Below are 26,613 nucleotides of genomic sequence, written 5' to 3'. Positions count from 1 at the left end.
TGATTGCCCCCCGGCGCAAGGGTCAGCGCCCGGCCCTCAGCCCTTCGTGCCGTAAAACCCGCACAGCGTGTCGATAATGTCCTGCGCGATGCCGGGGCGGCAGCGATAGTAGATCGTCTGCGCGTCCCGCCGGCTCTGGACAAGCCCGGCCGCCCGCAGCTTGGCCAGATGCTGGGAGACGGCCGACTGGCTCTGCCCGGTGAGGTCAGCCAGCTGGTTCACCGGCAGCTCTCCCCCGGCGAGGGCACACATGATCTTAAGGCGGGTCTCGCTCGCCATCGCCTTCATCACTTCGGCCGCCTCCTGAACGCGGGCCGAAACGATGGTCAGCGCCTCGTCCTTTTTACGTCTGCTGAGGGGCACCGTCTGTCTCTCCCGTGTCCGAAACTGTCCGGATTTGTCCATCATCTGTCCGTGCCGGGCGCCAGTCTGGCCCGCGAATGGCAATATAAATCGCCGGAATGACCAATACTGTCAGGGCAGTAGACGAGGCGAGCCCGAACAGCAGCGAAATCGCCAGCCCCTGAAAAATCGGGTCTGTCAAAATCACCGCCGCCCCAATCATGGCGGCCAGCGCCGTCAGCACGATCGGCTTGAAGCGGATCGCCCCGGCCTCCAGCAGCACCTCCTTCAGCGGCTTCTCGGCGTCCGTCGTGTGGCGGATAAAGTCCACCAGAAGGATGGAGTTCCGGACGATAATCCCGGCCAGCGCAATGAAGCCGATCATCGAAGTCGCTGTAAATGCGGCCCCAAACAGCCAGTGCCCGATCATGATGCCGATCAGGGTGAGGGGGACAGGGGTAAGGATAATCAGCGGCACCCGGAAGGTGCCAAACTGGCCCACCACCAGGATATAGATCCCCAGCAGCGCCACACCGAATGCCATGCCCATGTCCCGGAAGGTCACATACGTCACCTCCCATTCGCCATCCCACAGAACCGTCGTGCCCGTCTCGTCGGCCGGCTGCCCATAGAGGCTCACCGCCGGCATCTCAAGGCCCTCGGACGCCCAGTCGAACGCCTTTATCCGGTCCTGAATCTCGAACATTCCGTAGATCGGTGCCTCATACCGCCCGGCCAGTTCGCCCATCACCATGTCGGCAAAATGCCCGTCCCGGCGAAAAATCGTGGCGGAGCCAGCCTCTTCGCGTACCTCGACCAGTTCGCCGAGTTCGATGGGGACGGCATCTGTCCCGGCCAGCCGGCGCGGTATGGGAATGGCGGCCATCTCCTGGGTCCAGCTGCGCTGAGACCGGGGGAGATAGACACGGATATTCAGCGGATCCCGGCCTTCGCCGCGCGGGCTTACGCCCACGGTCTGCCCGCCAAACGCCATGCCGATGGCGTCGAGAATATCCTGCTGCAGAACCCCGGCATCTGCCGCGGCTGGCTCATCAATCCCGAAGGTCAGGCGCGGGGCCCGGTCACCCATGGAGTTGTCCACATCCACGATGAAATCGGTCTCCTCGAAGAAGCGCTCGATGATCGCCGCCGTCTTGCGGCGCGCTTCCGGCGTCGGGCCATAGATTTCCGCCATCAGGGTAGAGATCACTGGCGGGCCCGGCGGCACTTCCACCACCTTCACCTTCGCCCCCTCCGGCAGGGGCACAGCCAGCAGCCGCTCGCGCAGGTCAAGCGCAATGTCATGGCTCGCCCGCTTGCGGTGTTCCTTGGCCGTCAGGTTCACCTGAAGGTCGCCCAGCTCGGGGCTTGCGCGCAGGAAATAGTGGCGCACCAGACCGTTGAAATTGAACGGCGCTGCCGTGCCGGCATAGGCTTGAATGGTGGTGATTTCCTCGACCGGGCCAATGGCATCGGCCAGCGCAAACAGCGCCCGCTCGGTATCTTCCAGCGTTGCACTTTCTGGCAGGTCCACGATCACCTGGATTTCGGATTTGTTGTCGAACGGCAGCAGCTTTACCGGCACCGCCTTGGTAGCAAACAGCGTCAGCGACAGCAGCGTCGCAACCCCGACAATGCCGAGGAAAATCCAGGCGTTCCGTTTCGACGCCACAATCGGCGCCGCCACCCGGCCATAAAACCGGCTGAGACGCGTTTCGCTGTGCACGCCATCATGCGCCCCGTGCAGCGGCGCCTTGCCGGCAATCTTCATCATCAGCCAGGGCGCAATCCCCACGGCCACAAAGAAGGAGAACAGCATTGCCGCCGAAGCGTTCGCCGGGATGGGCGCCATGTAGGGCCCCATCAGTCCGGACACGAACATCATCGGCAGGAGCGCGGCAATCACGGTCAGCGTGGCGATGATGGTGGGGTTGCCAACTTCGGAGACCGCCTCAATGGCGGCCTGAATGCGGGTGCGCCCGTCCTTCATGGCCCAGTGGCGGGCGATGTTCTCGATGATCACGATGGCATCATCCACAAGGATGCCGATGGAGAAGATCAGTGCAAACAGGCTCACCCGGTTGATGGTGTAGCCCATCATCAGCGAGGCGAAGAGGGTGAGCAGGATGGTCGTCGGAATGACGATCAGCGTCACCAGCGCTTCGCGCCAGCCGATGCTGAACGCGATCAGCACGACAATGGAAATGGTCGCAAGGCCAAGGTGGAACAGCAGTTCATTGGCTTTGTGGTTTGCCGTTTCGCCATAATCGCGGGTCACCTCGACATGAATGCCTTCCGGGATCAGATTGCCTTTCAGGGCCTCTACCCGGTGGAGGATTGCTTCCGACACGACCACGGCGTTGGCGCCCGGCCGCTTGGCCAGCGACACGGTCACCGCCGGCGCGGCGCTGAAGTTCCCATCCTCGCCATGCAGCATGGTCCACACGCGCGTGTCCGTTTCTGCGCCGGTTACCTTCACATTCGCCACATCACTCAGATACACGACGCGCCCGCCCGCGCCCCGGATCTGCAGCCGCTCCAGTTCGTGGACGGCATTGATACGGTCACCCGCCTGCACGATCAGGGAGTTGCCATCCTGATGGGCCCGGCCGGACGGCAGGGCGGCGGCTGCGTTCTGTACGCTTTGCACCAGGGTCTGCAGCGAAACACCCTGCGCCGACAGCGCCTGGATATCCGGCTCGACCCGCAATTCCAGAGGCCGCCCGCCGATCACATCGGTGATGCCGACATCTGGAACCTTCATCAGCTCATTGCGCAGCTCGTCTGCCAGCATGCGCAGCGCCGTGTCGTTCCACACATCGCCCGTCCACGCATCGGGAGAAATCGTCAGCGTCACGATCGGAACGTCATTGATACCGCGCCCCACCACCAGCGGCATCGGCACGTCATAAGGGATGGAATCGAGGTTTGCCCGGATCTTTTCATGCACACGCAGGATCGCATTGTCGGCATCGGTGCCGACATCGAACCGCGCGGTCACCATCGCGGCGTCATCCTGGGTCTGGGAGTAGACATGGTCCACATCCGGCAGTGCCAGGATGATGCTCTCCAGCGGCTTGGTTACCTGTTCCACGGCGTCGGCGGCCTTGAGGCCCGGCGCAGACACCAGGATATCCACCATCGGCACGGAAATCTGCGGTTCTTCTTCCCGCGGAATCGTCAGCAGGGCGATCAGGCCGACAGCCAGCGCGGTCAGCAGGAAAAGCGGCGTCAGCGGCGACCGGATGGTCGACCGCGTAATGGAGCCCGAAAGGTCCGGTTTCATCTGCTTCTATTCCGGTTTCTGGATTTTATCGCCGGGCCGCAGGCCCGAGAGGATTTCATACTGTCCCGTATCGTCCACCAGCGGGGCCGCCAGCGCCACAGGTGCGTCCACGAAGCGCTCACCCACGGCGACGCGCACAAAGTCCACCCCGAAGCGCGTCGAGACATATTCCTTCGGAATACGGATGGCCCGCCGCTCTCCGACCGGTGCGAGCACGTCAACCCGCTCCCCGAACAGCGCCGTGAGCCCGCCCTGAACCGTCGCATCGGCAATGACCGACCCCTGACGGAGTTCCGGATAGATTTTCATGATCGTTGCGGTGCGAATATCATCCGAGCGGGAAGGCAGGCGCAGCGAGATCGTTTCGCCCTCGGCAATCGAGGCGGCATGGCGCTCGGGCAGGGCAAGCCGCACGATCCCGTTCACGGTCGCAAAGCTCGCAAGAATTTCGCCGGGCGAGACCACAGAGCCCTGCACCACATTTACGGCCGTCACATGCGCGTTGGCTGGCGCCAGGATGCGTCCTTCCGCTTCGCGGGCCGAGAGGGCCCGGCGTTCGGCTTCTGTCGATGCCAGGCTGCGCCGCAGCACATCCAGCGTCGTGCGTTCCTCGTCGAGCCGTGCCTTCGGATAAAATCCGCGCGCGAGCAATCCCTCATTCCGCGTCAGATCTTCTTCAGACTGCCGGATCTGGGACTTCAGCCCTTCTATCCGCGAACTGAGCGAGGAGAGCTGCGGTGAAATTGTATCATCGGTCACGATCGCCACGACCTCGCCGGCCTTGACGATCTGGCCCTCGACGATGTTCAGCCGTGTCACCACGCCCTGCAGGCGCGAGCGCGCCGTCGCCGTATCGCCCGCTTCGATGCGCGCGATTACGGGGCGATAGTCCACGACAATCGACTCCTCGACCGTCAGTATCTGGGCATTCGCCTGGCCCGAAATGGCCAGTGCGGCCATGGCTGAAACAAAAAGTGTTCGCATCTCAGTAACGGCCATGATCTTCGACCGCGCCGGTCGCTGGGTTGATGGAAACGCAAGGCAGGCCGGCGGATTTCCACGCGCCGATGCCCCCTGCCATATGGGCGGCCTCTGCGCCGGTCTCGGCCAGAAACTTGTCGAGTGCCATGCGCGAACGTTTGCCCGATCCGCACTGGAAAACGATCCGCCGGCCCGGATTTGCCGGGATGGCCCGGGCGTCGAAGGTCGACAGCGGATAGAGCAGGGCGCCGTGAATGCGCTGGTTTGCAAATTCCGCCGGTTCGCGAACATCGATCAGCAGCAATTCGCCGCGCTTCAGCGCGTCAAAAACAGCTTTGGGATCAAGGTCTCTCGGGTCGCTCATGATTGGTCTCCGTAAGCAGGCTTTCGGGATGGTTTGTCACAACCGCAATTTTCCCCCTTGAGCCATAAGCAATAATACGTATTTTATAAAACAATAAAATACAATTATCTTTCTGATCAAGATGGGAGCGCAGAAAAATGGCTAAAATCGTCGTTCTGGGGGCTGGCCTTGGCGGGGTAATCGCCGCTTACGAAATCCGCCACGCGGTCGGGCGGGAGAATAGTGTGTCCGTTATCAACGAGACGGATTTCTATCAGTTTGTTCCGTCCAATCCGTGGGTTCTCGTCGGTTGGCGCGAGCGCGAGGACATTCTGGTAGACCTCGCAGGTCCCATGAAGAAGCGGAACATTGACCTCATTGTCGGCAAGGCAGAGCGGGTGGAGCCCGAGGCAAAGCGCGTCCGCATGAGCGACGGCCGGTTTGTCGACTATGATTATCTCGTCATCGCAACAGGTCCGGAGCTGGCCTTCGACGAGATCGAGGGGCTTGGCCCTGAGGGCTTCACCCAGTCGGTCTGCCATATCGACCATGCCACAGCCGCGCACACGGCTTTCGAGCAGTTCTGCCAGGATCCCGGCCCGGTCATCGTCGGCGCGGTGCAGGGCGCGTCCTGCTATGGGCCGGCCTATGAAACCCTGATGATCATCGAGACGGAACTCCGGAAACGGAAGATCCGGGACCGCGTGCCGATGACCTTCGTCACCTCCGAGCCCTATATCGGCCATCTCGGTCTTGATGGGGTTGGCGACACCAAGGGCCTCTTGGAAAGCGAGATGCGTGAGCGCCACATCAAGTGGATCACCAATGCGCGCGTCGTCAAGGCCGAGGCCGGCAAGATGACGGTCGAGGAAGTCAATGAGGATGGCAGCGTGAAGCAGGTTCACGAACTGCCGATGAAATATTCGATGATGCTGCCCGCCTTCAGAGGTGTCAAAGCCGTGCATGGCATTGAAGGGCTCACCAATCCGCGCGGCTTCATCCTGACGGACAAGCATCAGCGCAACCCGAAATATCCGGAAATCTTCGGGCTCGGTGTCTGCATCGCGATACCGCCTGTCGGCAAGACGCCGGTTCCGGTGGGCGTGCCGAAAACAGGCTTCATGATCGAGTCCATGGTCACCGCGACCGCTCGGAATCTGGCCGACATCCTGGATGGCAAGGAACCGACCCATGAAGCGACCTGGAACGCCATCTGCCTTGCAGATTTCGGCGACAAGGGCGTCGCCTTCATTGCTCAGCCCCAGATCCCGCCGCGCAATGTGAACTGGTCTGGCTCGGGCGGCTGGGTCCACACGGCAAAAGTCGGATTCGAAAAATACTTCATCGGGAAGGTGAGGGCCGGAAAGGCGGAGACGTTCTATGAGAACGCCGCTCTGGCCCTCATCAAGACCTACAAGCTGAAAGGCTGAAGGCGCCTTCAAGGAGAGGCAGACATGGCGGAAGACAGAATGATCGTGTGTCTGGCGTGCAATGCGGTCAACCGCGTGCCGGAAGACAAGTCGCTCGCGGCGGCAAAATGTGGCCGGTGCTCGGAGGCGCTGGCAACGCCCCAGCCGATGGATATCACGAACGACCAGATGCAGATGCTTGAGAAGAAGGATACCGGCGCCTTTGTGGTCGATCTCTGGGCGCCCTGGTGTGGTCCCTGCCGGATGATGGCGCCGCATTACGCGACGGCGGCGGAACATCTTCAAGGGGATGTTCGCTTCTACAAGATCAACACCGACCGTCACCCCGATGCCGCCATTCGCCTCAATATTCGCGGCGTGCCGACGTTGGTTGCCTGGAAGGGCGGCCGGGAAATCTCCAAACAGGCGGGCGCGCCCGGCGGCGGCGCGCTTGAGCGCTGGGTGCGTGGCCTGTTTGGCCTGGCGCCATCCCCCAACTGATCCCTCAACGGAGCAACTTCAAATGAACCTTGATCGTGCTGTTCTCGCTTTTGCTGGCTGCGTTGTGCTTGCCAGCCTGGCGCTCGGATATTTCGTCTCGCCTTACTGGTTCCTGCTGACGGCCTTTGCCGGCCTTAACATGTTGCAGGCCTCCGTCACTGGTTTTTGCCCGGCGGCGATGATCTTCAAGATGTTCGGCGTGAAGGAAGGCTGCGCCTTCAAATAGGCGCCGGCAGCTTTCAGTCTTTCAGCTGCCTGTAATGGTTGGCGATCATTTTAGAGACGTCAGTACATATCTGATGCGCGTCGCGCTGGGGCTCCTCCAGCACCATCTCCATGGCGCTGTAGGCCAGTTCGGTTGTCAGACGGGCGCTGGCAATCAGGCGCTCGCGTGAGGCGGGGTGGCCCCGCGCCTTCATGGCGTCCGCAATGCGCTCGGCCACCATATCGCTGGAGGCGAGGCGCACTTCCCGCAGGATGGGGATGGCCCGCAGCGCCCTCAGTACAAAGATGTTTCCGGGGAATTGCCGGGTGATATCATTCACCCGCTCCTGCAGGCGCACATTGCTCGCCACTTCCTCTTCAAAGCTCGTGGTTTCCAGCCCGCCCCCGTCGATCCATTCCAGAACGGCCTGGTCCTGCAGCGCCATGAGGCGGTCGCCGAGTTCCCGGAGAATGGCATATTTGTTCGGGAAGTAGCGGTAGAGGGCAGGCGGGGAAATTCCCGCCCGGCGGCACACCAGATTGGTCGACAGCCGCTCCAGCCCCACCTCGTCCAGCAGGCGGCCGGCAGTGTCGAGAATAAGCTCGAACGTATCCTGCGCGCGGGCCTGCTGGGGCTGCTGCTTGGTTGCGGTTTCCACCTGCATGGGCTCGGCCACCTTGCGGGAGGTCGTTTTCTTAGGGCTGCTCATTTCCTCGGCGTTCCCCACGCTGGCTGTGCTCATTCTGCACACATATAGGCCAAACATCATGAAACGGTAATTAAAGCTATTGTAAAAGTGCTAGTGATCGCTATCCAATCGCCTCCGAATAGGGATGGAAGAAAAGGATTCTGCGATGAGATCTCTTTTGATCGGAACCGGGGCGGTCGCCCTTCTCTGGACCGGCAGCGCTGTCGCGCAGACCGAAACCGAGCCTCAGGAAGAGGCCTCCGCGCGCCGGCTGGAGAGCATTGTCGTAACGGCGCAGAAACGGGCTGAAGACGTTCAGGATGTCCCGATCGCCATCACCGCGCTTTCCTCCTCAACGCTGGAAAAACAACGCGTTACCGACGTTACCTCGCTCGACAACCTCGTCCCCGGCCTGCGCATCGCGGCGGCGGATGCAGCGGCCAACCCGAAGATCTTCATCCGCGGCGCTGGCCTCAACGACTTCAACCCGACCTCCTCCAGCGGCGTCGGCCTGTATGCGGATGGCGTCTATATCGGCTCGCCGCTCGCCCAGTTTTCGACGTTCTACGACCTTGACCGTGTTGAAGTTCTTCGCGGCCCCCAGGGCACGCTCTACGGGCGCAACACCACCGGCGGCGCCATCAACGTCATCTCTAAACGCCCGACCTTCTCGCCGGAAGGCTACGCCTCCATTGAAGCGGGCAATTTCGGCGCGGTTGAGCTCAATGCGGCCTATGGCGGCCCGATCGTCGGCGACAAGCTCGCCTTCCGCATCGCCGGCCAGTATGCCGAAGATGACGGCTACAGCACCAATGCCGTCACCGGCAACAAGGTGAACAATGCCGAGCGCTACGCCGTTCGCGGCTCGCTGCTCTACACGCCGGATGACCTCACCGACATCTTGCTGACCGTGAACACCTTCTCAAACCGGGGCGGCGCGGTTCAGCCCAAATCCCGCCAGCTTTTTCCGGCTGACCCTTCCGCCGCCGGCCCTGACGGCGTCTGCGCCCCGGCCTTCTTCCGCAGCGGCCTCTGCACCGATGCCCTGGGCTTTGCCGATACGAGCGGCGATCCCTACACCATCACCGCAGATGTCGAAGGCAAGGACAAGGTCGACCTCTGGTCCGCCGCGCTGACCATCGACCGCGAAATCGGCGACCTCACGCTCACCTCGATCACCGCCTATCAGGATGTCGAGCGCAGCGCGCATGAGAACACCGACTCCAGCCCGCTGCAGATGCTGGAAGCCTTCTACAATAACACCCAGGAACAGTTCTCCCAGGAACTGCGCCTTGCCTCCGATGGCGAGCGCCTGAAATGGGTCGTTGGCGGCTATTACATGAAGGACACGACCACCAGCGACAGCGCCTATGACATCCTGCGCATCCTGCGCCCGCTGTTCATCACGCCGGAAAACCCCACGGGCGTCAGCCCCGAGAACTCGGTCATCTATCTCGGTTATCCGTACACGCAAAAAACCGACAGCTACGCCATCTTCGGTCAGGCGGATTACGAGCTTGCGCCGGGTCTCATCCTCACGGCCGGCCTGCGCTGGTCGGCGGATGAAAAGTCGATGGACTATTCCACGATTGCCGAAGGCGTTCTGCCGGTCTTCAGCTATCAGGCAGACAAGACTTTCAGCGATTGGTCGGGCAAGGTCGGCCTGAAATATGACCTGACAGACACGACCAACATCTATGCCAGCTACAGCCGCGGCTACAAATCCGGCGGCTTCTTCGGCGGCAATGCCGACAGCCCGGAGCAGATCGCGCCCTACGAGAACGAAACCGTCAACGCCTACGAAATCGGCTCCAAGAGCGATCTCTGGGATAACCGCCTGCGGATGAACCTCTCTGGCTTCTATTACGACTATCAGGACATCCAGGCCTATTCGACGGTGGAGCGTAACGGGCTTACCGTGCAGGTGCTCGACAACGCCGCCGGCGCCGAAATGTATGGCGCGGAAGCCGAGTTCACCGTGATGCCGATCGAGAATCTCGATCTCTCGCTTGGCCTTGCCTGGCTCCACGCCGAATACGGCGAGTACAACTCGCTGGGTGACGACTATTCCGGCAACCAGATGCCCCAGGCACCTGAGTTCAGCCTGACCAGCCGCGCCGCCTACGCCATCCACACGAAAACCGGCGTGGTCATCACGCCCAGCATCGACGTGTCCTACCGGTCGAAAGTCTATTTCGACAGCACCATGCGCGAGCGCCTCTCTGATCCGGAGCTATGGCTCGTCGGCGCAGAGCTTTCGGTGATGTCACCCGATGGCAGCATCGAAGCCGGTCTCTGGGGCCGCAACCTGACGGATGAGGCCTATCTCACCTCCGCCAACCCCATCGACAGCCTCGGCGTTGACCTGCTGACCTATTCGCGTCCACGCAGCGCGGGCCTCTTCCTGCGCTACCGCTACTGATATGGCGCTGATGCCGACAGCGGCCGGACCGGAGGAGGCGCTGCCTCCCTCCGTGTCCGCGCCGGGCGCCCGCAAGCTGGATCGTTCTGCCTGGTCCTGGGCCACCTACCAGGCAGGGCGAGACCCGTATATCGGCCTCGTCAATGGCTTCCTCTTTGCGCCGTATTTCGCAACTCTGGTTGTGGGCGACGGCGTGAAAGGGCAGGCGATGATCGCCCAGATGGGAATGATCTCGGGTCTGACGGTTGCTTTCATTGCCCCGGTCATCGGGGCAACGGTAGACACCCTCGGTCCCCGCAAGCCCTGGCTGGCTTTGATCACGCTGATGGTCATTCCCCTGATGATGTCGCTCTGGTTCGCGGCGCCTGGCGGCGCGATCCTCTCGCCCTGGGTGGTGGTCGCCATTCTGGGGCTGATCTCCATTCTCCTCTCCTGCGGGGAAGTTCTCTTCTCCTCGATGCTGCCTTACGCGGCCGCGCCGCGCATGCGGCCGATGGCTTCGGGCCTCGCGCTGTCGCTCGGCAATGTCACCTCGATCATCCTGCTGGTCTTCATCCTGATGGCGCTGATGCTTCCGGACAAACCCTTGTTCGGCCTCTCGAAGGAAGCCAGCGAGCCAGACCGGATGGTGCCCATCCTGGTGGCGCTCACCTTCGCCATCTGCGCCATTCCGCTGTTCCTGTTCAGCAAGGATGCGGCAAAATCCGGCAGCAAGGCCGATGCCTCTTCGGTGCGAGTGGGCGTTGGCGCGCTCATTTCCCTCATCCGCAACTGGAAACAGAACCGCGATGCGATGATCTATCTGCTCGCCCGCACACTGGCGCAGGATGCCGGCGGCGTGCTGCTCATCCTCTGCGGGGTGTATGCGGCCGGTGTCATGGGCTGGGGCGGCACGGAAATGCTCGTCTACGGATTGCTTGGCTGCGTGGCCGGCCTGATCGGCGGCGTGCTGGCTGGCTGGCTCGATGAAACCTTCGGCCCAAAGATCGCTTTCCAGATAGAGATTGCGGGCTCCGTCGTTGGCCTCATCGGGATCATTGGCGCGGCGCCTGCGCAGATCCTCTTCATGCCCGTTGCGGATCCTCAGCCTGTCTGGAATGCGCCGATGTTCTCGACGCTTCCGGAACTTGTCTTCGTGTTCTTCGGCTTTTCCGGCTTCGTGTTCCAGATTGCGGCCTGGTCCTCCAGCCGCACGCTGCTCACGCGTCTCGCGCCTGCTTCCCAGATGGGCGCCTTCTTCGGCCTCGCGGCTCTGGCCGGGAACTCCACCAGCTGGCTCGGGCCCATGCTGGTTGGCATCTTCACGGCCGTCTTCCATTCGCAACAGGCGGGTTTCGTCCCCGTCACCCTCCTGTTTGCGGCAGGGTTCATCCTCCTCTTCTTCGTGAAGGGCGGCGGCAAGGAACCCGACCTGGCCTGAGTTTCCTCCCAGCCATCAAGAATTCAGGCCAAAAGAAAGGCGCGGGGGCTGTCCCTCCCGCGCCTTTCGATTTTTGTTCCTATACAGAATAAGTGTCGATCAGGCCGTTGTCACGCCAAAGCGCTTCATCACATTGCGTGTGATTGTCTCGACGAACGGGTCTTTCGCCGCCAGCCCATGCGCCCATTCCGTCGTTCCGCTGTTGAACACTTCGCCCTTGCCGCGCCTGAAGCTCGCCAGCATCGCATGCCCGCGCAACACGCGCTGCTGCATCGCGGGCGACCCGTCGCCATGGATCACCTCAGCAATCACATCAAGCTTCTCCGGCGGGATCATCGGCGCATATCCGCTGCTCGAATCCTCGCCCAGCGTCACCGGCGCAATGCCGATAATTTCGAGGTTTTCCGGAACCCCGCCCAGCGGGATCGCCTTGGGCAGGCCATCGGCGCCAAATTCGAACTGGCAGCCATCGCTCTCATATCCGATCAGCGGCACGTCTCCGCCAAGGATGTCACCATAGAAAAGGTCTGTGCCTTCCAGCGCCCAGTGCTTGTCATTGTAGATGGTAAAGCCCGCCGAGCCGCGCGAGACGCACATACCGAGGCGATGATAGCCCCCGAAATTGAAGCTCAGTCCCGTGATCTCGGCTTCCGGCGCTTTGAAGGCACGGTGCGACCAGAGATGCGTTGCCAGTTCTGCCGGCACGTCTTCCGCCTCAAAGCCCTTCCATTTGTGGCATACATAGGTCTTGCCGTCGTCTTCCCAGCGTACCTTCCAGAAGCAGGTGTTGCCAGAGAGGATCGCGGCATAGCCGCCCCCATCCACAAACCGCTCCACCTGCGCGCGCTGATTGCCCGACCAGTATTCCGAATGCCCCACAAAGAAGGCAGACGTATAGGCCGAGAGCAGATCAGGGTCCGTATCCAGATCATAATCGGTCACATAGTCGAAGGCGTAGCCCTCTTCTTCCGTCCACGCCGCAAAGGCATGTTCCCATTTGTTGAGGAAGCCGGCAGAGCCGTCATAGGGCGAGATGCGATGTTTGCGCATCCAGTCCGGGTCCGCCGTCCAGGGCTTCTCCTTGAAGCCGCGCGAACGCATGTTGATCAGGCGCGGGGCGCCCTCGGGCGCGGCAATGATCATCTGGGTGAACGGGCGCTGGGTGGAGGAAACCCCAATCGCCTGGTCCATCGCCTGATCAAAGGGCACCTTGCCGGTCATCAGCCCCGTCACATTGGAATAGGCGTTCGCGCCGCCCCACCAGTTATAGGAATGATAGGTGTTCGTCGCCAGCACCAGCACTGCCTTCGAGCCTGCCTTGCCCTTGGCCGGCTTGATGCAGACGAAATGGCGGGTCTGCTCGCCGGCTGCATCCGTCAGCACGATGTCGTAATAGCCCGTCCGCCAGTCCGCGCCCGCCGTCATCTCCAGCGCGACCGGCCAGCCACAGCCCTTGCGATCCGCATCCTCCGGCGCCGGGTGATAGCCCGCCACAATCCCATCCTGCGTGTGGACGATCTCGCGCGCCTTGCCGACGCGCGCAATCTCCAGCCGGCAGGGGCCATTCTTCACGCTGATATGAAGGGCGAATGTCTCGCCGGAGTGAAGGCTCAGGCGGTCAGTATAACAAGCCAGCATCGGGGGCTCCCATCAATCTCTACGGATTAATGGTAGCCATCATTATCATATGCGCAAGCGCAATCCCGCCGCACCCTGGCCCTTACGGCTTCTTCTTCTGCCCGTAGGAGCGGAACCGGTCAGCGATGCGCGTCATCTCATCATCGGCCAGAAGGGTCGGTCCGCCTATAGCGAGGGTGCCCCAATAGATGGCGGCCTGCTCCTCGATCTCCTCGGCGATCAGAAGCGCCTGTTTGAGGCTCGGCGCGACCACGATCTGTCCGTGATTGGCCATAAGTGTCCCGAATTGTCCGGAAAGTGTCTCGCAAACGGCCTCGGCCAGCTCGGCCGAGCCGAACGTCGCATAGGGCGCCACGGGCACAGACGGCCCCCCGCTGACGGCCACCATATAGTGCAGGGCAGGGATCGGTTTGTTGGCGCAGGCCAGCGTCGTCGCAAAGCGCGAATGGCAATGCACCACCGCGTTCACATCATGGCGCAGCTGCAACAGTTTCCAGTGCATCAACCATTCGCTGGACGGCTTCATGCCCGCCGGATCAAAGTGGCCATCTGCCCCCATCCGCACGATATGTTCGGGCGCCAGCATCGAAGGCGGCACGCCTGTCGGCGTCACCAGCATATCCTCGCCCAGGCGCGCGGATACGTTGCCAGATGTCCCCCGGTTGAGGCCGCGCGCGTCCATCGCCGCCATCACCTCGACAATCTGCTCGCGCAGCTTTGTTTCCTGCTCGCTCATCATGCGGCGGCCTCCTTCACGGGCAGGGTTTTGACAGCGTTTTCAACCTGCTGAAAGCTCTCCAGCTTGCCATAGGTCGCCAGCCCCTGCGCCACCATCGCGGCCGTGGCGGCGGCAAACTTCAGCGCCTCCAGATTGCCCAGCCCTTTGAGGTGCGCCGTGATGAACCCCGCGCAGAAGGAATCACCACACGTCGTCGTATCCACCACCTTGATGTCAAATGCCGGCAGCCGCCCCCGCAGCTCGCCCACCGCCATCACGGCCCCGCGCCCGCCATCCTTGATCACGCAGTTCTTGGCGCCCATCGCAATGAAGGCATCTGCTGCGGACTGGAGATCGTCTATCCCGGTCAGAAACCGCGCTTCGTCGGCGCTCGGCAGAAACCAATCCACATGGGGTAGAATGCGTTTAAGCTCTTCCTTCGCGTCCGGCCTCGGCGCGATGAGGTCACAGGTCACCAGGGCGCCTGCTGCCTTTGCCGCCGCAACCAGTTTTTCGCCCGGCCCGCCATCAAATGTCGGCGCGCCAATCGCCGCATAATGCAGGCAGCGCACATCTGTGGCGGCCGCCATCAGCGCGTCCGTCAGCGGCGGAACAGAGCCAGCCCCCGGCGCATGCAGCGTCGGGCGGCGGCCCTGATGATCAATCGGGAGGATGGTCGTGGAGGTGGGATACCCCTCCAATGTTAGCAGGAGGCTGGTATCCACCCCGCCATCTTCCAGCGCGAAGCGCACGAACTTGCCCGTCAGATCGCTGCCAATCGCGCCCGCGACGCCGGCCCTCAGCCCCAGACGCGCCGCCACGCAGGCCGCGCCTGCTGCTGTGCCCGCTGGCGCGCAAGCGATCTGCTCGATCAGGCGCCCGCCTTCATTCTGCGGAATTTCCGTGATCGGCCGGCCCACAACATCCAGCGTGGTCAGCCCCACGCATAGAAGATCAAGTTTCATCCGATTTCCTCCCGAATTTACCTTGCGTCCATACCGGTCTTAAGTAAGATAGTCAAAACTATCTTATCGGAAAAATTGGCGAGGACAACATGTGGACGAACTCAGTGGACAAGGCTTTGCGTGAACGGGCCGAAGCGGTCATTCCCGGCGGCATGTATGGTCACCAGTCCGTCCGCCTGCTTCCTGATGACTATCCGCAGTTCTTTGACCGCGCGTCCGGCGCCTATATGTGGGACGCTGACGGCAACCGCTACATCGACTATATGTGCGGATACGGCCCAAATCTCTTCGGCTACGGCCATGAAAGCATCGATGCGGCCTATATCAGCCAGCTGAAGAAAGGCGACACCATGACCGGCCCCGCCGGCCTGATGGTCGAGCTTGCCGAGCAGATGACCGCGATGGTTTCCCACGCAGACTGGGCGATCTTCTGCAAGAACGGAACTGACGCCACCACGATGGCCATGATGGTCGCCCGCAACTTCACCCGCAAGAACACGATCGTGCTGGCCAAGGGCGCCTATCACGGCGCCGCTCCCTGGTGCACGCCGGTCAGGAACGGCACCGCGCCCAGCGACCGCGCCAACCAGGTGTTCTACACCTATAATGATGTCGCCAGCCTCGAAGAGGCCGTGCGCAAGGCGGGCGATGATCTTGCCGCCATCTTCGCTTCGCCGATTAAACACGATACTTTCGTCGATCAGGAAGATCCGACAACGGAATACGCCCGCCGGGCCCGTGAGCTCTGCGATGAGAAAGAGGCCCTGTTGATCGTGGACGATGTGCGCGCCGGTTTTCGCCTCGCCCGCGATTCCAGCTGGGCGCGCGTCGGCGTGAAACCCGACCTCTCCAGCTGGGGCAAGGCCATCGCCAACGGCCACCCGATCTCGGCATTGCTTGGCGCCGAAAAGGCCCGCAACGCCGCCGCTACAATCTACGCCACCGGCTCCTTCTGGTTCTCGGCCGCGCCGATGGCTGCAAGCCTCGAAACCCTGCGCCTGATCCGCGACACGGACTATCTTGAGCGCACCCAGGCCCTCGGCCAGCGCCTGCGCACGGGATTGGACGAGGCCGCAAACCGTCACGGCTTCGCCCTCCGCCAGACCGGCCCGGCAGAAATGCCGCTCATCATGTTTGATGATGATCCGGGCTATTCCAAAGGCTATGCCTGGAACCAGGCTCTGCTGAAGCGTGGCGTCTACTTCCATCCCTGGCACAACATGTTCATCTGCGCCGCCATGACCGACGCCGACATCGACCATACGGTTGAAGTCGCTGATGACGCCTTCAAATTCGTGCGCGAGGCGGGCACGCTGCCCCGCATCGAGAAATTGGCGATCCTCGGGCTGCTCACGGATGGACACTGAGGCAGCCGCGCCGGCGCCTCAATTCCAGACTGAGCAGATGAGCAACTGGCATCCGTCTACGGATGAGGCCGGCCGGCTGACAATTGATATGGGCGCCATCGCCGCCAACTATCGCCGCCTCTGCGCGATGCACCCGGCTGCGCGCGTCGGCGCCGTTGTGAAGGCGGATGCCTATGGCCTCGGCGCCGACCAGGTTGCCTCCACGCTCGCAGGGCAGGGGGCGCGAGATTTCTTCGTCGCCCATCTTGCCGAAGCGATTGCGCTGAAGCCCCTCCTGCCAACAGATGCTGTCCTCTTTGTCCTCAATGGCCTCGCCCCCGGCAGCGAGCTGCTTTGCGCAGAGGCGGGTATCCGTCCCGTGCTCAGCACGCCGGAGCAGGCACGTGCCTGGTACACGCTCGCGGTTGATCTGGGGCGCGATTTGCCCGCTGCCCTTCAGGTCGATACCGGCATGTCCCGTCTCGGCCTGAGCGAAGCGGAACTTGACGAGGTCCTGGACTGGCCGGACTTTGCCGGTCAGGTGAACATCCGCCTCCTGATGACCCATATGGCATGTGCTGACATGCCCGGCGCGCCAGCGAATGCGGACCAGATCTGCCGCTTTGCCCGCTTCTATGCGCGCATGCCCTCAGTGCCGCGGTCCCTCGCCAATTCCGCCGCCGCCCTGTTCCTCCCGGAAGCGGCCGGCGATGTTCTCCGCCCAGGCCTTGTGCTTTACGGCGTAGAGCCGGGCCCCGGCGGCGCGCCGGGAATGCAGCCTGCCATCCGCCTGGAAGCGCGTGTTATCCAGTTGCGGAACATCCCGGCGGGGACAGGCATCGGCTACGGCTTCGATTACATCGCAGACCGTCCCCTGCGCGCCGCCACGATTTCCGCAGGCTACGCCGATGGCTGGCCCCGCGCGCTCAGCGGCAAGGGCGCCGCCTGGTTCGCCGGGCAGCGCCTGCCCATCCTTGGCCGCATCTCCATGGACAGCTGCATGGTGGACGTGACGAACCTGCCCGAAGGGCGTATCCGGCCCGGCGACAGTGTGGAGCTGATCGGCCCCAATCAGTCCGTTGCGGACCTTGCCGGCCAGATCGCCACCACGCCGCACGAAATCCTAACCAGTCTCGGGCAACGTTTCGCCCGCAGCTATATCAACTCGCCATCCCTCAGTGGAGAGGAGACACAGTCATGAAAGTCGTCATTCTGGGCGCCGGCGTCGTGGGAATCACAACCGCCTACTACGCCGCGCGCGATGGCCATGACGTGACCGTGGTGGACCGCATGAGCGGCCCGGCACTGGAAACCAGCTTTGGCAATGCGGGCGAGATTTCGCCGGGTTATGCGTCTCCCTGGGCCTCGCCGGATGTGCCGCAGAAGGCGCTCAAATGGCTGTTCATGGAACACGCCCCCCTCATCATCCAATATCACAAGCTCAGCCCCGCCATGGTGGCCTGGTGTCTCGCCATGCTGCGCAATTGTACGCCTGCGCGCTACGCGGCCAACAAGGAAAAAATGGTCCGCCTGGCCACCTACAGCCGCGGTATGCTGCGGGATCTGCGCGCCGCAGAATCCATCGATTATGATCACCGAACCTTGGGGACGTTGCAACTCTTCCGTACCCAGAAACAATATGACGGCGCCGCGCGCGATATCGAAGTCCTGAAATCCGGCGGTATTGATTTCGAGCTTCTGGGTGTGGGGGGCTGCCGCCGCGCTGAGCCGGGCTTGGCCCATGCAATCGATCCTATCGTTGGCGGGCTGCGCTTGCCTGGGGATGAGACGGGCGATTGCTTCAAGTTTACCAATGCTTTGGCTGCAATTGCAGAAGCACGCGGCGTGCAGTTCATGTGGAACACTTCCATTGATGGCCTCTTTCAAAACGGCGGCCGGGTCAGCGCTCGTATCGGCGGCAAGCCGGTCGAGGCAGACGCCTTTGTTCTGGCCTGCGGTGCCTGGTCTCCCGTGCTCGCCCGGCCGCTGGGGATCGGCCTGCCGGTCTATCCGGTGAAGGGTTATTCCATAACCGTGCCGATCACGGATGAAACGCGCGCCCCGCAATCGACGCTTCTGGACGAAACCTTCAAGGTCGCGATCACCCGCCTGGGGGATCGCGTACGGGTTGGCGGCATGGCAGAGCTCGCCGGTTTTGACCGCAGCTTGCGCCCGCAGCGTCTGCGCACGCTGGAGCGGTCTGTCTTCAGCCTCTTCCCTGGCGTGACGGTATCGGAGGAACGCAACCTCTGGTGCGGCCACCGGCCGATGACGCCGAATGGCGTGCCTTTTGTCGGTCGCTCGAAGTTCGAGAATCTCTGGCTGAACACTGGCCATGGCACACTCGGCTGGACCATGTCCTGCGGCTCTGCGCGGGTCGTCGCAGATCAGATTTCAGGCCGTAAGCCGGAAGTCAGCCTGGAGGGATAATCCGGTTTTCCCGCGGCTTCGCTGCAGCGTCCGGGCAAAAAGAAAAGGCGGGCTGTTTCCAGCCCGCCTTTGTTTTTGTCTGAGCCTTGATCAGAAGCTCTTGCGGATGCTGGCATACCAGTAACGCCCATAAGGCTGGTAGAGCGCGCCATTATAGCCGGTCGAGCTGGAGTCCATCGGTGGCAGCTGGTCGCCGACATTGCGGACGCCGAGGCGAACACGCGTGTTCTGCGCGAAGCCCTCATCGAAAGCGTATTGGGCATAGAGGTTGACCGTCTGTTGGTCATCCACGCGCCAGTTTTCTCCCGCCGAGTTCAGGATCGATGTATCCCAGAAATAGCCAGTGTACTGAGTATATACGCCAATCGTGATGGCTTCGGTGGGCTGCCAGGTCATAGAAGCGTTCCACTTCCAGCGCGGCGAACCATCCTGACGCATCAGGTTCCCGCCTTCCGGAATGATCGTGCCAGCGCTGATCTCGCCAGGCCCGCGGACATCCGCAGTTGTCCGCGCATCCAGAAGCACCTGAATATCCGGAGACGCTGCACGCTCATACTCGATAAGATGCGCGACGTTCACATCGAAATTGAACCGGCCAATCGGCGTTTCCCGCAGGGCCAGCGATGCGGAGAAATCCACCCCGCGCAGGTTCTGCGGCTGAAGGTTCCGGTAAGCGTCATTGACGTAGAGAACGCGGCCCACCGGATCGAGACCCGTTCCGGCAAAGGCGGCAATCTCGTCCGCCGTCGGCGCAGCGCGGATGACATCCGGATTGCTCAGACCCTCGGTGCGCAGCAGATAGTCAAGGATCAGGGCGTTGCCTTCGCCATAGATGCCGATCAGGCCTTCCTGCTCAACATTCCAGAGGTCTGCGGTCAGCGTCAGCGAGCCGAAATGATCAGGCATGATGCGCGGCTGCAGAACGGTACCGATGGTCCAGGTGTCAGCCGTTTCGGCCTTCAGGTCGGGGTTGCCGGCGCGGCGGCCGGTGGTCGCAAATCCGTAGCCTGTGCATTCGGAGAAATTCGAAATGCGTCCGGCCCGTTCATCGGCCTCGCAGCGTACCCAGTCGGTGCGTGTGTTCGACCGGGACACCACTGTCGCGTTCAGCTGCTCAAGGTTGGGCGCGCGGAAGGACTGTGCCCAGGAACCCCGGAAGCGAAGCCCGTCGATCACCGTCCAGGACAGAGCCACCTTCGGCTTGGCGATATCGCCGAAATCCGAATAGTTTTCATACCGGCCGGCGGCCTGCATTTCGAGGCTTTGAACCAGCGGAACGTTCATCTCCGGTGAAACCAGCGGCACCGCGAATTCGATAAAGGCCGAACCCACCGAACGCGAACCTTTCGTGTCCGGCGTATCGCTGGTGCCGATCAGGTCGCTGGGAACGGTGATGCCGGTCTCGGTGTCCGTGAACGTAATTGTTCCGTCGACATGCTTGTCGCGGTCATCAAGCTGCAGGTCGCGGCGCAGCTCAAGGCCCGTCGCCATGCCCACATCGCCGCCCGGCAGGGTGAAGAGATCAGGGCGGCTCAGCTTGAAATCCCATTGGGCAAGCGAGGTGCGCGAGTAACGCTCCGTACGGATACGGGCATGATCAAGCGCTGCGGCATTCGACAGGCGTGTGTCGAGACCCTGGGGATCTGCCGGGTTGGCGCCATTGAACGGATTGTAGGCGTCCGGGGTCGACCAGGACAGAGCTTCCTGAAGGCGGGTCGCCGAAACGCCGTCCTGCGCATCGCGCACGCTAGCGCGGGAATAGAGCAGCGCGCTTTCCCAGTCGAAATTGCCGATTTCGCCGCGAACGCCCGTCAGGAAACGGAACTGGTGATTTTCAACATTCACATTCGAAAGCCCGAAATCATCGAAGCGATAGCTCGTCAGCGTGATGTCGGCGCCATTCGGCGAGATGTTGAGGCCGGGCAGGCGGTTGGGATTGACACTGCCATCAGGGAGCAGCGTGGCCCCGAAGGGGTTCCAGTAGTTCGTGGACGGAACGGTGATACGGGCAGAGCTCAGCATCGTGGAGGATTGCTGCAGCGCGTTCGTTTCGGCAAAATAATAGCCCACTTCGCCGAATGTCTGCATGCCGCCTGGCATGTCATAGCGGAAGGTGGAGAAGAGGTTGATCCGCTCGACTTCCGGCATCAGCGAAGTGCCGACAGCGTTGGTGTCATAGCGCGTATTGCGGTCCGCGCCGGTCGTTGCGCGGTTGCCGGAACGCAGGCAGACGCCATCAGCGATGGCGGCAACACAGTTTCCGTTCGCAGATGGAATGATCGAGAAGGCGCCCGCCGCCGTCGTTACAGCCACGCCATTCTGGCGCACGGTGCCGGTGCCAACCGTAGCAAAGTTGCCCCAGCCGCTGATGGTGCTAGTGCGGTCGAGCGTGCCAACGCCCTCAAAGTCGGTGCCGGTGAAGAAGCTGCGGCGGTCGGAGGTCGCCGTCCAGCTTTGATCCGTCGTCGAAAGATCGGAGCGATCCGTATAGCCGAGGAACAGGGAGATGTTGCCGCGCCCGTCCGCGAAATCGGTGCCGAAGGTGCCGTTGACATCAAGCTGGCGCAGGTCAGTGCCTTCCGCGCCGCCATACTGGACGGTCAGGTCGCCGCCATTGTTCACTTCGCGCAGCACGGTGTTGACCACGCCGGCCACGGCATCTGCGCCATAGATGGCTGCGGCGCCATCGCGCAGAACCTCAATCCGGCTGACGCCGGCGGTCGGGATGGCGTTTGTGTTGTAGGTCAGAACCGGGACGAGGTTCTCGTTGGCGCGCGAGGTCGGGTGGAGAACCACCCGGCGGCCATTGAGCAGCACGAGCGTGTTGCCGATGCCGAGGTTGCGCAGGTTGACAGAGCCGACATCGCCGCGGGCCGCGTTGCTCGACTGGGGCAGGTAGGTGCTGTTGAAGGTCACGTCGCCCATCTGCGGGATGGAGCGGAAGAGGTCATCGCCCGAGTCTGCGCCGATCGCGGCCAGCTGTTCCTGGCCGATCAGCGTGACGGGCAGGGCGTCGGTGGTGCGCGCGCCCTGAATGTGAGAGCCGACAACCACGATCGTCTGTTCACGGCGTTCTTCGGTGGCCGCCTCAGCCGTCTGAATAACGGGCTCGGCCTGAACGCTGCTTTCGTTGATGACTTCCTGATCCGGGCTCGTCTGCTCAATGGCGGAAGCGTCGATCAGGAACACGTCGGATGGCGTCACCCGGTAGCTGAGCCCTGCATTGGAGATCAGCGCGCTCAGCGCATCTTCAGGCTCATACGTGCCTTCCAGGCCGGTGCTCTGCTTGCCGGCCACCAGGTCTGCGGAGACTAGGATTTCACGATCGCTCTGGCGGGAGAAATCCGTCAGGGCTTTGGAAAGCGATCCTGGAGGAACAGAAAACTGCACAGGCTCTGCGATGGCCGATCCCGCCATCAGGGCGGTGAGGGCAGCGCCGCTCATCACGCCGCGCTTCAGTTTGTTCTGGGAAGTCCTGCTTGTCATCTTGTCCTCATTGCTTCTTGCGGGCTGCGCGCTTCCTGTTCCCCACGGGAAGCGTCTTCAATGCCTAGGACGCAAGGGACTGGGCAAACCCGCCTGCCAAATATGACAGGCAAGTAACAATCTAGCGAGGTTGTGACATTTTTAGCACGATCACATTCCCGTCGCGCTGGGCTTCGATCGGAAAATAGACCTGAAGCGCCTCGGTGAAGCGTGCCTGCTGGCCGGCGCGGAAGAGGCCGGTGATGTGAAGACTGGCCAGGCCCTCGCCTTCGGGAATGATCCGCACTGTGGAATAACGGTTCATCTCGGCAATGGCCTCGGTGAGGGGTGTATTCTCGAAGGTGACATAGCCTTCGCGCCAGCTGGTGGCCTTGCTGGTATCAACTTTGGTCACTTCCGGCCGGCTCGCCTTGGGCGTGGCCACCAGCCGCTCGCCCGAGGCCAGCTGCACCAGCGGCGCCGGTTTCTTCCTGCCGGAAACTGGCACTTCCTCAATCTCGACTTTGCCTTCCACCAGGATGACTTCAACCGCCGTTTCATTGAGGCGCACGTCAAATGTCGTGCCCAGCGCCACCACACGCTGCGCGCCGGCGGTGACGATGAAGGGGCGGGTCGGATCCTTGGCCACTTCAAACAGGGCCTGCCCCTTGAGCAGGGTGATCAGCCGCTGCTCGCCGGAATAATCCACATGCACCCGGCTGTCGGTGTTCAGCGTGATCACCGAGCCATCCTCCAGCGTAATGCCGGAACGTTGGCCCACCGCCGTGGCATAATAGGTCTCGGCTCCGGTCTCGATCTGGCCGGGGGACGCATTGCCCTGCCGCAGGAAGTTGGCCGCCACCGGCACCATAAGGGCGAACACTGCCAGGCACGCCACCAGCGCATACCGTCGCTTTTCGGCCGTGGGGCCCGCGTTCAGCGCGGCATCCCGCAGCGCGCGCATCTCCGGAGAGTGGGCGACAGACAGGAGAGAAGAGACAGCCTCCTGTAAAAGCTCATAGGCTTCTCGGTGGCTGGGGTCTGCCTCGTACCAGGCGCGAAAGGCGTCGCGTTCAGCGTCGCTGCAGTCGGGATTGCGCAGGCGCGCATCCCAGTCGGCTGCTGCGGTATGAACCGTCATCTTCTTTCTCGAACCCGAATCCTTCATGGCGCCAGATCAATACCGATCACTGCGGCCCAGCCGGGTCAGCAGATGTGCGTTTGCTCGCGCCATATATTTTTCAACCGTACTAACCGATATTTTCAGATGCTTCGCAATCTCGGAGTGCCTGTACTGCTCAAAATGGTAGAGCGCAAACGCCTGACGAACAGGGGCAGGCAGCTCGTAGAGGGCTGAAATCAGCCGTTTGACTCCTTCCTTTCCTATCAAGACGCGTTCGGGATCAGAATCCGCCAGCCCGTGCAGCTCTTCTTCAAAAGTTTCATGTGCGCCCCCGCCACGCGCCGCCGACCGGCGAATGCTGTCGACGAGGACGCTGTTGGCCGTCCGGAACAGATAGGATTCAACCGTGCTGACTTCTGTAAGGTCCGCCTTCCGCGCAATCTTGGCGAAAACCTCCTGCACCAGATCTTCGGGGTCGAGCGCAGCAGGGGCCCGCTTGCGGAAATAATTCCGCAAGGCGCCGCCATATTTGCGCACCCACACATCAAGGTCTGCAGGGGTATGTTCGGTTCGAGTGCCCTTGCGGGATTGGTAGCCCATCTTGGATTCGCCCAGCTTGGTTGTGTGATAAATACAAGTGACGGTTCTGCGACAACCGGAAAAATGCGATCTCACCGGAGGATTTTGCCGTCTTGTGCGTCTTAGGAGACAGACGCTCACTTCTGCACAAGCCAAGATGCCCCCCACATAAGGAGAAATATGTGCTCCGCCTTCTAAGTGTTCTGATCCTCGCCACTGTCTGCCTGTTTGGGCAGCAGTTTGCCTTCGCCCGTCCGGGCCAGGTCACCGCCATCACCAATGTTGAGGTGTTTGACGCCACCGGCGCGGCGCCCTGGCGCGGCACGGTGCTCATCCGCGATGGCAGGATCATCGAGGCAGGGCCCAAAGTGAAAGCGCCGCGCGGCGCCAAGGTCATCAAGGGCGAAGGCCGCGCGCTGCTGCCCGGCTTCTATGACGTGCACACCCATTGGGGCCCGCGTGCCACGCCCTCCGCCCTGCCGGATGTGGCTGCGGCCTATCTCGCCGCCGGCGTGACGACGGTGCTCGATTTCCATCAGCCGCCGGAGGCTTTTCAGCCGCGCCGCGAATGGCTGAGCCAGATCCCTTCACCGCATGTGAACATGGTTGCGCGCATGAGCACGCCCGGCGGTCATGGGGCTGACTGGAGCGACGAAACCACCACGAAATGGGTGTTCACCGATGAGTCCGCCCAGCGCGCCGTGCAGGAACTGCTGCCGTATCAGCCCGACTACATCAAGGTTTTCACCGATGGCTGGCGCTATGGCATGTCGCCGGAAGAAACCAGCATGAATGAGGAAACCCTCAGCGCGCTGGCAGGCGAAGCCCACAAGAACAACATCCGTATTCTGACGCACACGGTCACCGCGCATCGCGGCGCGCTCGCCGCCCGCGCCGGCGTGGACATCATCGCCCACAGCCTGCAGGATCGCGTGATCGCCGAAGAAGAGGTCGCCGATATCGTGGCCTCCGGTGTGTTCTATGCGCCCACCCTCGCCATCTATGAGCCACGCCGCCCCGGCGCGCCGGAACTCGACATGGAAAGCGCCGCCGTGCGCCAGCGTGTCTGGAAATACGGCAACGCCGAGGAAAACCTCCGCACCCTGTTTGCCGCAGGCGTCCCCGTTGCGCTCGGCACGGATGCCGGCATCGGCGGCCTGGTGCATGGAGACGCCAGCCTGCGTGAAATCGAGCTTTTCGTCGCTGCCGGCCTGCCGCCCGCAGACGCGCTGATCGCCGCCACGGCCAACAGCGCCGCCGCCCTCGGTCTCGCCGAAGACCGCGGAACCATCGCCGCGGGCAAGCGCGCCGACATCGTCCTCATCAATGGCAAGCCCTGGGAAACCATCAGCGATGTGCGCAAGATCTCGCTCGTCCTGGTGGATGGCGCCGTCGTTTATGACGCCGCAAACCCACCTAAGCCGCTCCCGGCAACCCTCGCCGCGCGCCCGGCCCCGGCCCTGATCGACGATTTCGAGCGCGCCGATGGCCGCACCGCAATCGACACGCTCCCGGTCACCGATCTCGACTTCGGCATGGAGCGTTCGGTGATCACCTTCACCCGCCGCCCGCGTGCAACAGGCGATCATGTCCTCTCTGTCTCCGCCCGCATGGCCCGCAAGGAAAACCCCATGGCCGGCGTGCTGTTCCCGCTCAGCCGCGGCTCGGTCATCCCGGCAGATGCCACCGCCTATGAAGGCGTTTCGGCCGAACTCTTCGGCGCTGGGGACTACACCTTGCGCATCCTCTCCATGCAGGGCGCCTGGGAAGCCAGGGTTTCGGCAGGCGAGGGCTGGAACAGCATCAATGTTCCGTTCACGGATTTCGCCTTCACCGGAAACCGTGAAGCGGCTCCGGAATGGACCGGTGACGATCTCCTCCAGGTGGGCGTGCTCGTGAACCGCGCGGCAAGCGAAACCGCCTGGTTCGAGATCGACGATATCGGTTTCTACCCCGCGCCGTAACTCTATTGCCCGGCGCCTCTGTCCAGGCAGGGGCGCCGGCTATGCCTTCTGCGCCTTGGCCAGCATCTCCCGGAAAGTGGCGATCTTCGCGTCCAGCCGCTTGCGGCCCTTGTCCGTCGCGCAGGCCGCCAAGATCAGCGCATAGCCAAGCCCCACCGATGGCAGAAGCTCATCGGTTTCCAGCATCCCGACAGACCAGGAAAGCAGCGTCCCGCCGGCCAGATGCGACAGCATCCGCTCCAGCGCCTCCGCGCTCGTATCGGTCTTCAGCAATCCCTCATCCTGCGCAGAGGTCAGCAGCATATGCCACGCTGCCCGCGTCTGCGCCTGCCGCTCCGGGCTGACTAGGCCCGTATCATCATCCTTGCCCCCGGCCGTCAGCAGGGCCCGCCAGAGCGGGCGATAAAAGTCCGGGTCCTGAACGAAATAGCCATAGGCCAGCGTATAGGCTTCGAATATCCGGTCGATGGCATTTGAAACGTTCAGCTTGTGATACTTCTGAACAAAATCCCGTTCGTCCTCCAGCACCGCCATCACAACCGCGCGCTTGGAGCCGAAGAGATTGTACGAGGTCGCGACGCTCACCTCGGCCCGCTTCGCCAGTTCGCGCATCGAGAGGTTCATGTCGCCCGTCTCACGGATCATGTCGCGGGCGGCCGCCATGATCTTCTGCCGGCGTTCGGCCTTCGCCTGCTCGCGGCGGCCAATATCTGCAACAGGTTCAGCCATGGCGCCGGCGCCAGCCTCCAGGATGGGTGAAGTCATGAGACGATCCTCTCCCCGCTTCC

Annotated in this window: 21 protein-coding genes; 9 read left to right on the top strand and 12 right to left on the bottom strand. The window is 62.4% G+C overall.

The window, feature by feature from the left end; translation table 11 throughout:
• Positions 1 to 36: 36 nt before the first annotated feature.
• The 4 genes from C0456_RS05795 to C0456_RS05780 are packed head-to-tail and all read right to left on the bottom strand — an operon-like array spanning position 37 to position 4,973.
• Complete coding sequence (locus C0456_RS05795; protein ID WP_291049463.1) at positions 37 to 363, bottom strand: metalloregulator ArsR/SmtB family transcription factor; 327 nt, start codon at positions 361 to 363, stop codon at positions 37 to 39.
• A complete protein-coding gene (locus C0456_RS05790; RefSeq protein WP_291049461.1) occupies positions 344 to 3,628 on the bottom strand; it encodes an efflux RND transporter permease subunit in 3,285 nt (1,094 codons plus the stop codon). Before C0456_RS05790 ends, C0456_RS05795 begins: the two co-directional genes overlap by 20 nt.
• A gap of 6 nt (positions 3,629 to 3,634) precedes the next feature.
• Positions 3,635 to 4,588 (bottom strand): efflux RND transporter periplasmic adaptor subunit, encoded by a 954-nt coding sequence (locus C0456_RS05785; RefSeq protein WP_291049459.1) that lies wholly within the window; start codon positions 4,586 to 4,588, stop codon positions 3,635 to 3,637.
• Positions 4,589 to 4,613: 25 nt separating this feature from the next.
• Entirely contained in the window at positions 4,614 to 4,973 is a 360-nt protein-coding gene (locus C0456_RS05780; RefSeq protein ID WP_291049457.1) for a rhodanese-like domain-containing protein, read from the bottom strand.
• Positions 4,974 to 5,110: 137 nt separating this feature from the next.
• Between C0456_RS05780 and C0456_RS05775 the strand changes: the two genes are divergently transcribed.
• The 3 genes from C0456_RS05775 to C0456_RS05765 are packed head-to-tail and all read left to right on the top strand — an operon-like array spanning position 5,111 to position 7,088.
• Positions 5,111 to 6,382 (top strand): FAD/NAD(P)-binding oxidoreductase, encoded by a 1,272-nt coding sequence (locus C0456_RS05775; protein ID WP_291049455.1) that lies wholly within the window; start codon positions 5,111 to 5,113, stop codon positions 6,380 to 6,382.
• Positions 6,383 to 6,406: 24 nt separating this feature from the next.
• Positions 6,407 to 6,862, top strand: coding sequence for a thioredoxin domain-containing protein (locus tag C0456_RS05770; protein ID WP_291049452.1), 456 nt, complete (start codon positions 6,407 to 6,409; stop codon positions 6,860 to 6,862).
• A 22-nt stretch (positions 6,863 to 6,884) separates the two neighbouring features.
• On the top strand, positions 6,885 to 7,088 hold the full coding sequence (locus tag C0456_RS05765; protein ID WP_291049449.1) for a DUF2892 domain-containing protein: 204 nt from the start codon (positions 6,885 to 6,887) through the stop codon (positions 7,086 to 7,088).
• A 13-nt stretch (positions 7,089 to 7,101) separates the two neighbouring features.
• Here C0456_RS05765 and C0456_RS05760 read toward each other — a convergent pair whose 3' ends face one another.
• Complete coding sequence (locus C0456_RS05760; protein ID WP_291049446.1) at positions 7,102 to 7,809, bottom strand: TetR/AcrR family transcriptional regulator; 708 nt, start codon at positions 7,807 to 7,809, stop codon at positions 7,102 to 7,104.
• A gap of 112 nt (positions 7,810 to 7,921) precedes the next feature.
• Here C0456_RS05760 and C0456_RS05755 point away from each other — a divergent pair, with 112 nt between their 5' ends.
• Both C0456_RS05755 and C0456_RS05750 read left to right on the top strand, forming a co-directional pair.
• Positions 7,922 to 10,177 (top strand): TonB-dependent receptor, encoded by a 2,256-nt coding sequence (locus C0456_RS05755; RefSeq protein ID WP_291049443.1) that lies wholly within the window; start codon positions 7,922 to 7,924, stop codon positions 10,175 to 10,177.
• Between the two features lie 52 nt (positions 10,178 to 10,229).
• The gene (locus tag C0456_RS05750) at positions 10,230 to 11,597 is read left to right on the top strand and encodes an MFS transporter (RefSeq protein ID WP_291049440.1); all 1,368 of its coding nucleotides are present in this window, start codon (positions 10,230 to 10,232) and stop codon (positions 11,595 to 11,597) included.
• 99 nt (positions 11,598 to 11,696) lie between these two features.
• On the opposite strand, the gene C0456_RS05745 is transcribed toward C0456_RS05750, so the two are convergent.
• The 3 genes from C0456_RS05745 to C0456_RS05735 all read right to left on the bottom strand — a co-directional run bounded on the left by C0456_RS05745 (position 11,697) and on the right by C0456_RS05735 (position 14,918).
• Complete coding sequence (locus tag C0456_RS05745) at positions 11,697 to 13,235, bottom strand: N,N-dimethylformamidase beta subunit family domain-containing protein (protein ID WP_291049437.1); 1,539 nt, start codon at positions 13,233 to 13,235, stop codon at positions 11,697 to 11,699.
• 82 nt (positions 13,236 to 13,317) lie between these two features.
• Complete coding sequence (locus tag C0456_RS05740) at positions 13,318 to 13,971, bottom strand: class II aldolase/adducin family protein (RefSeq protein WP_291049435.1); 654 nt, start codon at positions 13,969 to 13,971, stop codon at positions 13,318 to 13,320.
• Positions 13,971 to 14,918, bottom strand: coding sequence for a carbohydrate kinase family protein (locus C0456_RS05735; protein ID WP_291049432.1), 948 nt, complete (start codon positions 14,916 to 14,918; stop codon positions 13,971 to 13,973). Before C0456_RS05735 ends, C0456_RS05740 begins: the two co-directional genes overlap by 1 nt.
• A gap of 89 nt (positions 14,919 to 15,007) precedes the next feature.
• Between C0456_RS05735 and C0456_RS05730 the strand changes: the two genes are divergently transcribed.
• The 3 genes from C0456_RS05730 to C0456_RS05720 are packed head-to-tail and all read left to right on the top strand — an operon-like array spanning position 15,008 to position 18,694.
• Positions 15,008 to 16,285 (top strand): aminotransferase class III-fold pyridoxal phosphate-dependent enzyme, encoded by a 1,278-nt coding sequence (locus C0456_RS05730; RefSeq protein ID WP_291049430.1) that lies wholly within the window; start codon positions 15,008 to 15,010, stop codon positions 16,283 to 16,285.
• A complete protein-coding gene (gene alr / locus C0456_RS05725; protein WP_291049427.1) occupies positions 16,275 to 17,465 on the top strand; it encodes an alanine racemase in 1,191 nt (396 codons plus the stop codon). Before C0456_RS05730 ends, alr begins: the two co-directional genes overlap by 11 nt.
• On the top strand, positions 17,462 to 18,694 hold the full coding sequence (locus tag C0456_RS05720; protein ID WP_291049424.1) for a D-amino acid dehydrogenase: 1,233 nt from the start codon (positions 17,462 to 17,464) through the stop codon (positions 18,692 to 18,694). The genes alr and C0456_RS05720 overlap by 4 nt, the downstream gene beginning before the upstream one ends.
• A gap of 90 nt (positions 18,695 to 18,784) precedes the next feature.
• On the opposite strand, the gene C0456_RS05715 is transcribed toward C0456_RS05720, so the two are convergent.
• The 3 genes from C0456_RS05715 to C0456_RS05705 form a co-directional block, all read right to left on the bottom strand.
• A complete protein-coding gene (locus C0456_RS05715; RefSeq protein ID WP_291049421.1) occupies positions 18,785 to 22,180 on the bottom strand; it encodes a TonB-dependent receptor in 3,396 nt (1,131 codons plus the stop codon).
• Between the two features lie 121 nt (positions 22,181 to 22,301).
• Positions 22,302 to 23,300 carry a FecR domain-containing protein gene (locus C0456_RS05710; protein ID WP_291049418.1) on the bottom strand — a complete coding sequence of 333 codons (999 nt, stop codon included), beginning with the start codon at positions 23,298 to 23,300 and terminating at the stop codon, positions 22,302 to 22,304.
• 36 nt (positions 23,301 to 23,336) lie between these two features.
• Complete coding sequence (locus tag C0456_RS05705) at positions 23,337 to 23,957, bottom strand: RNA polymerase sigma factor (RefSeq protein WP_291049416.1); 621 nt, start codon at positions 23,955 to 23,957, stop codon at positions 23,337 to 23,339.
• 86 nt (positions 23,958 to 24,043) lie between these two features.
• On the opposite strand from C0456_RS05705, the gene C0456_RS05700 reads away from it, so the two are divergent.
• The gene (locus C0456_RS05700) at positions 24,044 to 25,825 is read left to right on the top strand and encodes an amidohydrolase family protein (protein WP_291049414.1); all 1,782 of its coding nucleotides are present in this window, start codon (positions 24,044 to 24,046) and stop codon (positions 25,823 to 25,825) included.
• A 39-nt stretch (positions 25,826 to 25,864) separates the two neighbouring features.
• Here C0456_RS05700 and C0456_RS05695 read toward each other — a convergent pair whose 3' ends face one another.
• Entirely contained in the window at positions 25,865 to 26,590 is a 726-nt protein-coding gene (locus C0456_RS05695) for a TetR/AcrR family transcriptional regulator (RefSeq protein WP_291049411.1), read from the bottom strand.
• Positions 26,591 to 26,613: the final 23 nt, after the last annotated feature.

The sequence above is a fragment of the Hyphomonas sp. genome (assembly GCF_013823385.1).
GTDB lineage: Bacteria > Pseudomonadota > Alphaproteobacteria > Caulobacterales > Hyphomonadaceae > Hyphomonas.
Note: the sequence above shows the minus strand (reverse complement) of the source record. Positions and strands in the feature narration are given on the sequence as shown.

What these genes read in the sequence shown, in the direction of transcription:
- C0456_RS05790 (WP_291049461.1), bottom strand. Translation starts at nt 3,628, where the DNA reads ATGAAACCGGACCTTTCGGGCTCCATTACGCGGTCGACCATCCGGTCG.
- C0456_RS05785 (WP_291049459.1), bottom strand. Translation starts at nt 4,588, where the DNA reads ATGGCCGCACTGGCCATTTCGGGCCAGGCGAATGCCCAGATACTGACG.
- C0456_RS05780 (WP_291049457.1), bottom strand. Translation starts at nt 4,973, where the DNA reads ATGAGCGACCCGAGAGACCTTGATCCCAAAGCTGTTTTTGACGCGCTG.
- C0456_RS05775 (WP_291049455.1), top strand. Translation starts at nt 5,111, where the DNA reads ATGGCTAAAATCGTCGTTCTGGGGGCTGGCCTTGGCGGGGTAATCGCC.
- C0456_RS05770 (WP_291049452.1), top strand. Translation starts at nt 6,407, where the DNA reads ATGGCGGAAGACAGAATGATCGTGTGTCTGGCGTGCAATGCGGTCAAC.
- C0456_RS05765 (WP_291049449.1), top strand. Translation starts at nt 6,885, where the DNA reads ATGAACCTTGATCGTGCTGTTCTCGCTTTTGCTGGCTGCGTTGTGCTT.
- C0456_RS05760 (WP_291049446.1), bottom strand. Translation starts at nt 7,809, where the DNA reads ATGAGCACAGCCAGCGTGGGGAACGCCGAGGAAATGAGCAGCCCTAAG.
- C0456_RS05755 (WP_291049443.1), top strand. Translation starts at nt 7,922, where the DNA reads ATGAGATCTCTTTTGATCGGAACCGGGGCGGTCGCCCTTCTCTGGACC.
- C0456_RS05745 (WP_291049437.1), bottom strand. Translation starts at nt 13,235, where the DNA reads ATGCTGGCTTGTTATACTGACCGCCTGAGCCTTCACTCCGGCGAGACA.
- C0456_RS05740 (WP_291049435.1), bottom strand. Translation starts at nt 13,971, where the DNA reads ATGAGCGAGCAGGAAACAAAGCTGCGCGAGCAGATTGTCGAGGTGATG.
- C0456_RS05735 (WP_291049432.1), bottom strand. Translation starts at nt 14,918, where the DNA reads ATGAAACTTGATCTTCTATGCGTGGGGCTGACCACGCTGGATGTTGTG.
- C0456_RS05730 (WP_291049430.1), top strand. Translation starts at nt 15,008, where the DNA reads ATGTGGACGAACTCAGTGGACAAGGCTTTGCGTGAACGGGCCGAAGCG.
- alr (WP_291049427.1), top strand. Translation starts at nt 16,275, where the DNA reads ATGGACACTGAGGCAGCCGCGCCGGCGCCTCAATTCCAGACTGAGCAG.
- C0456_RS05720 (WP_291049424.1), top strand. Translation starts at nt 17,462, where the DNA reads ATGAAAGTCGTCATTCTGGGCGCCGGCGTCGTGGGAATCACAACCGCC.
- C0456_RS05715 (WP_291049421.1), bottom strand. Translation starts at nt 22,180, where the DNA reads ATGACAAGCAGGACTTCCCAGAACAAACTGAAGCGCGGCGTGATGAGC.
- C0456_RS05710 (WP_291049418.1), bottom strand. Translation starts at nt 23,300, where the DNA reads ATGACGGTTCATACCGCAGCAGCCGACTGGGATGCGCGCCTGCGCAAT.
- C0456_RS05695 (WP_291049411.1), bottom strand. Translation starts at nt 26,590, where the DNA reads ATGACTTCACCCATCCTGGAGGCTGGCGCCGGCGCCATGGCTGAACCT.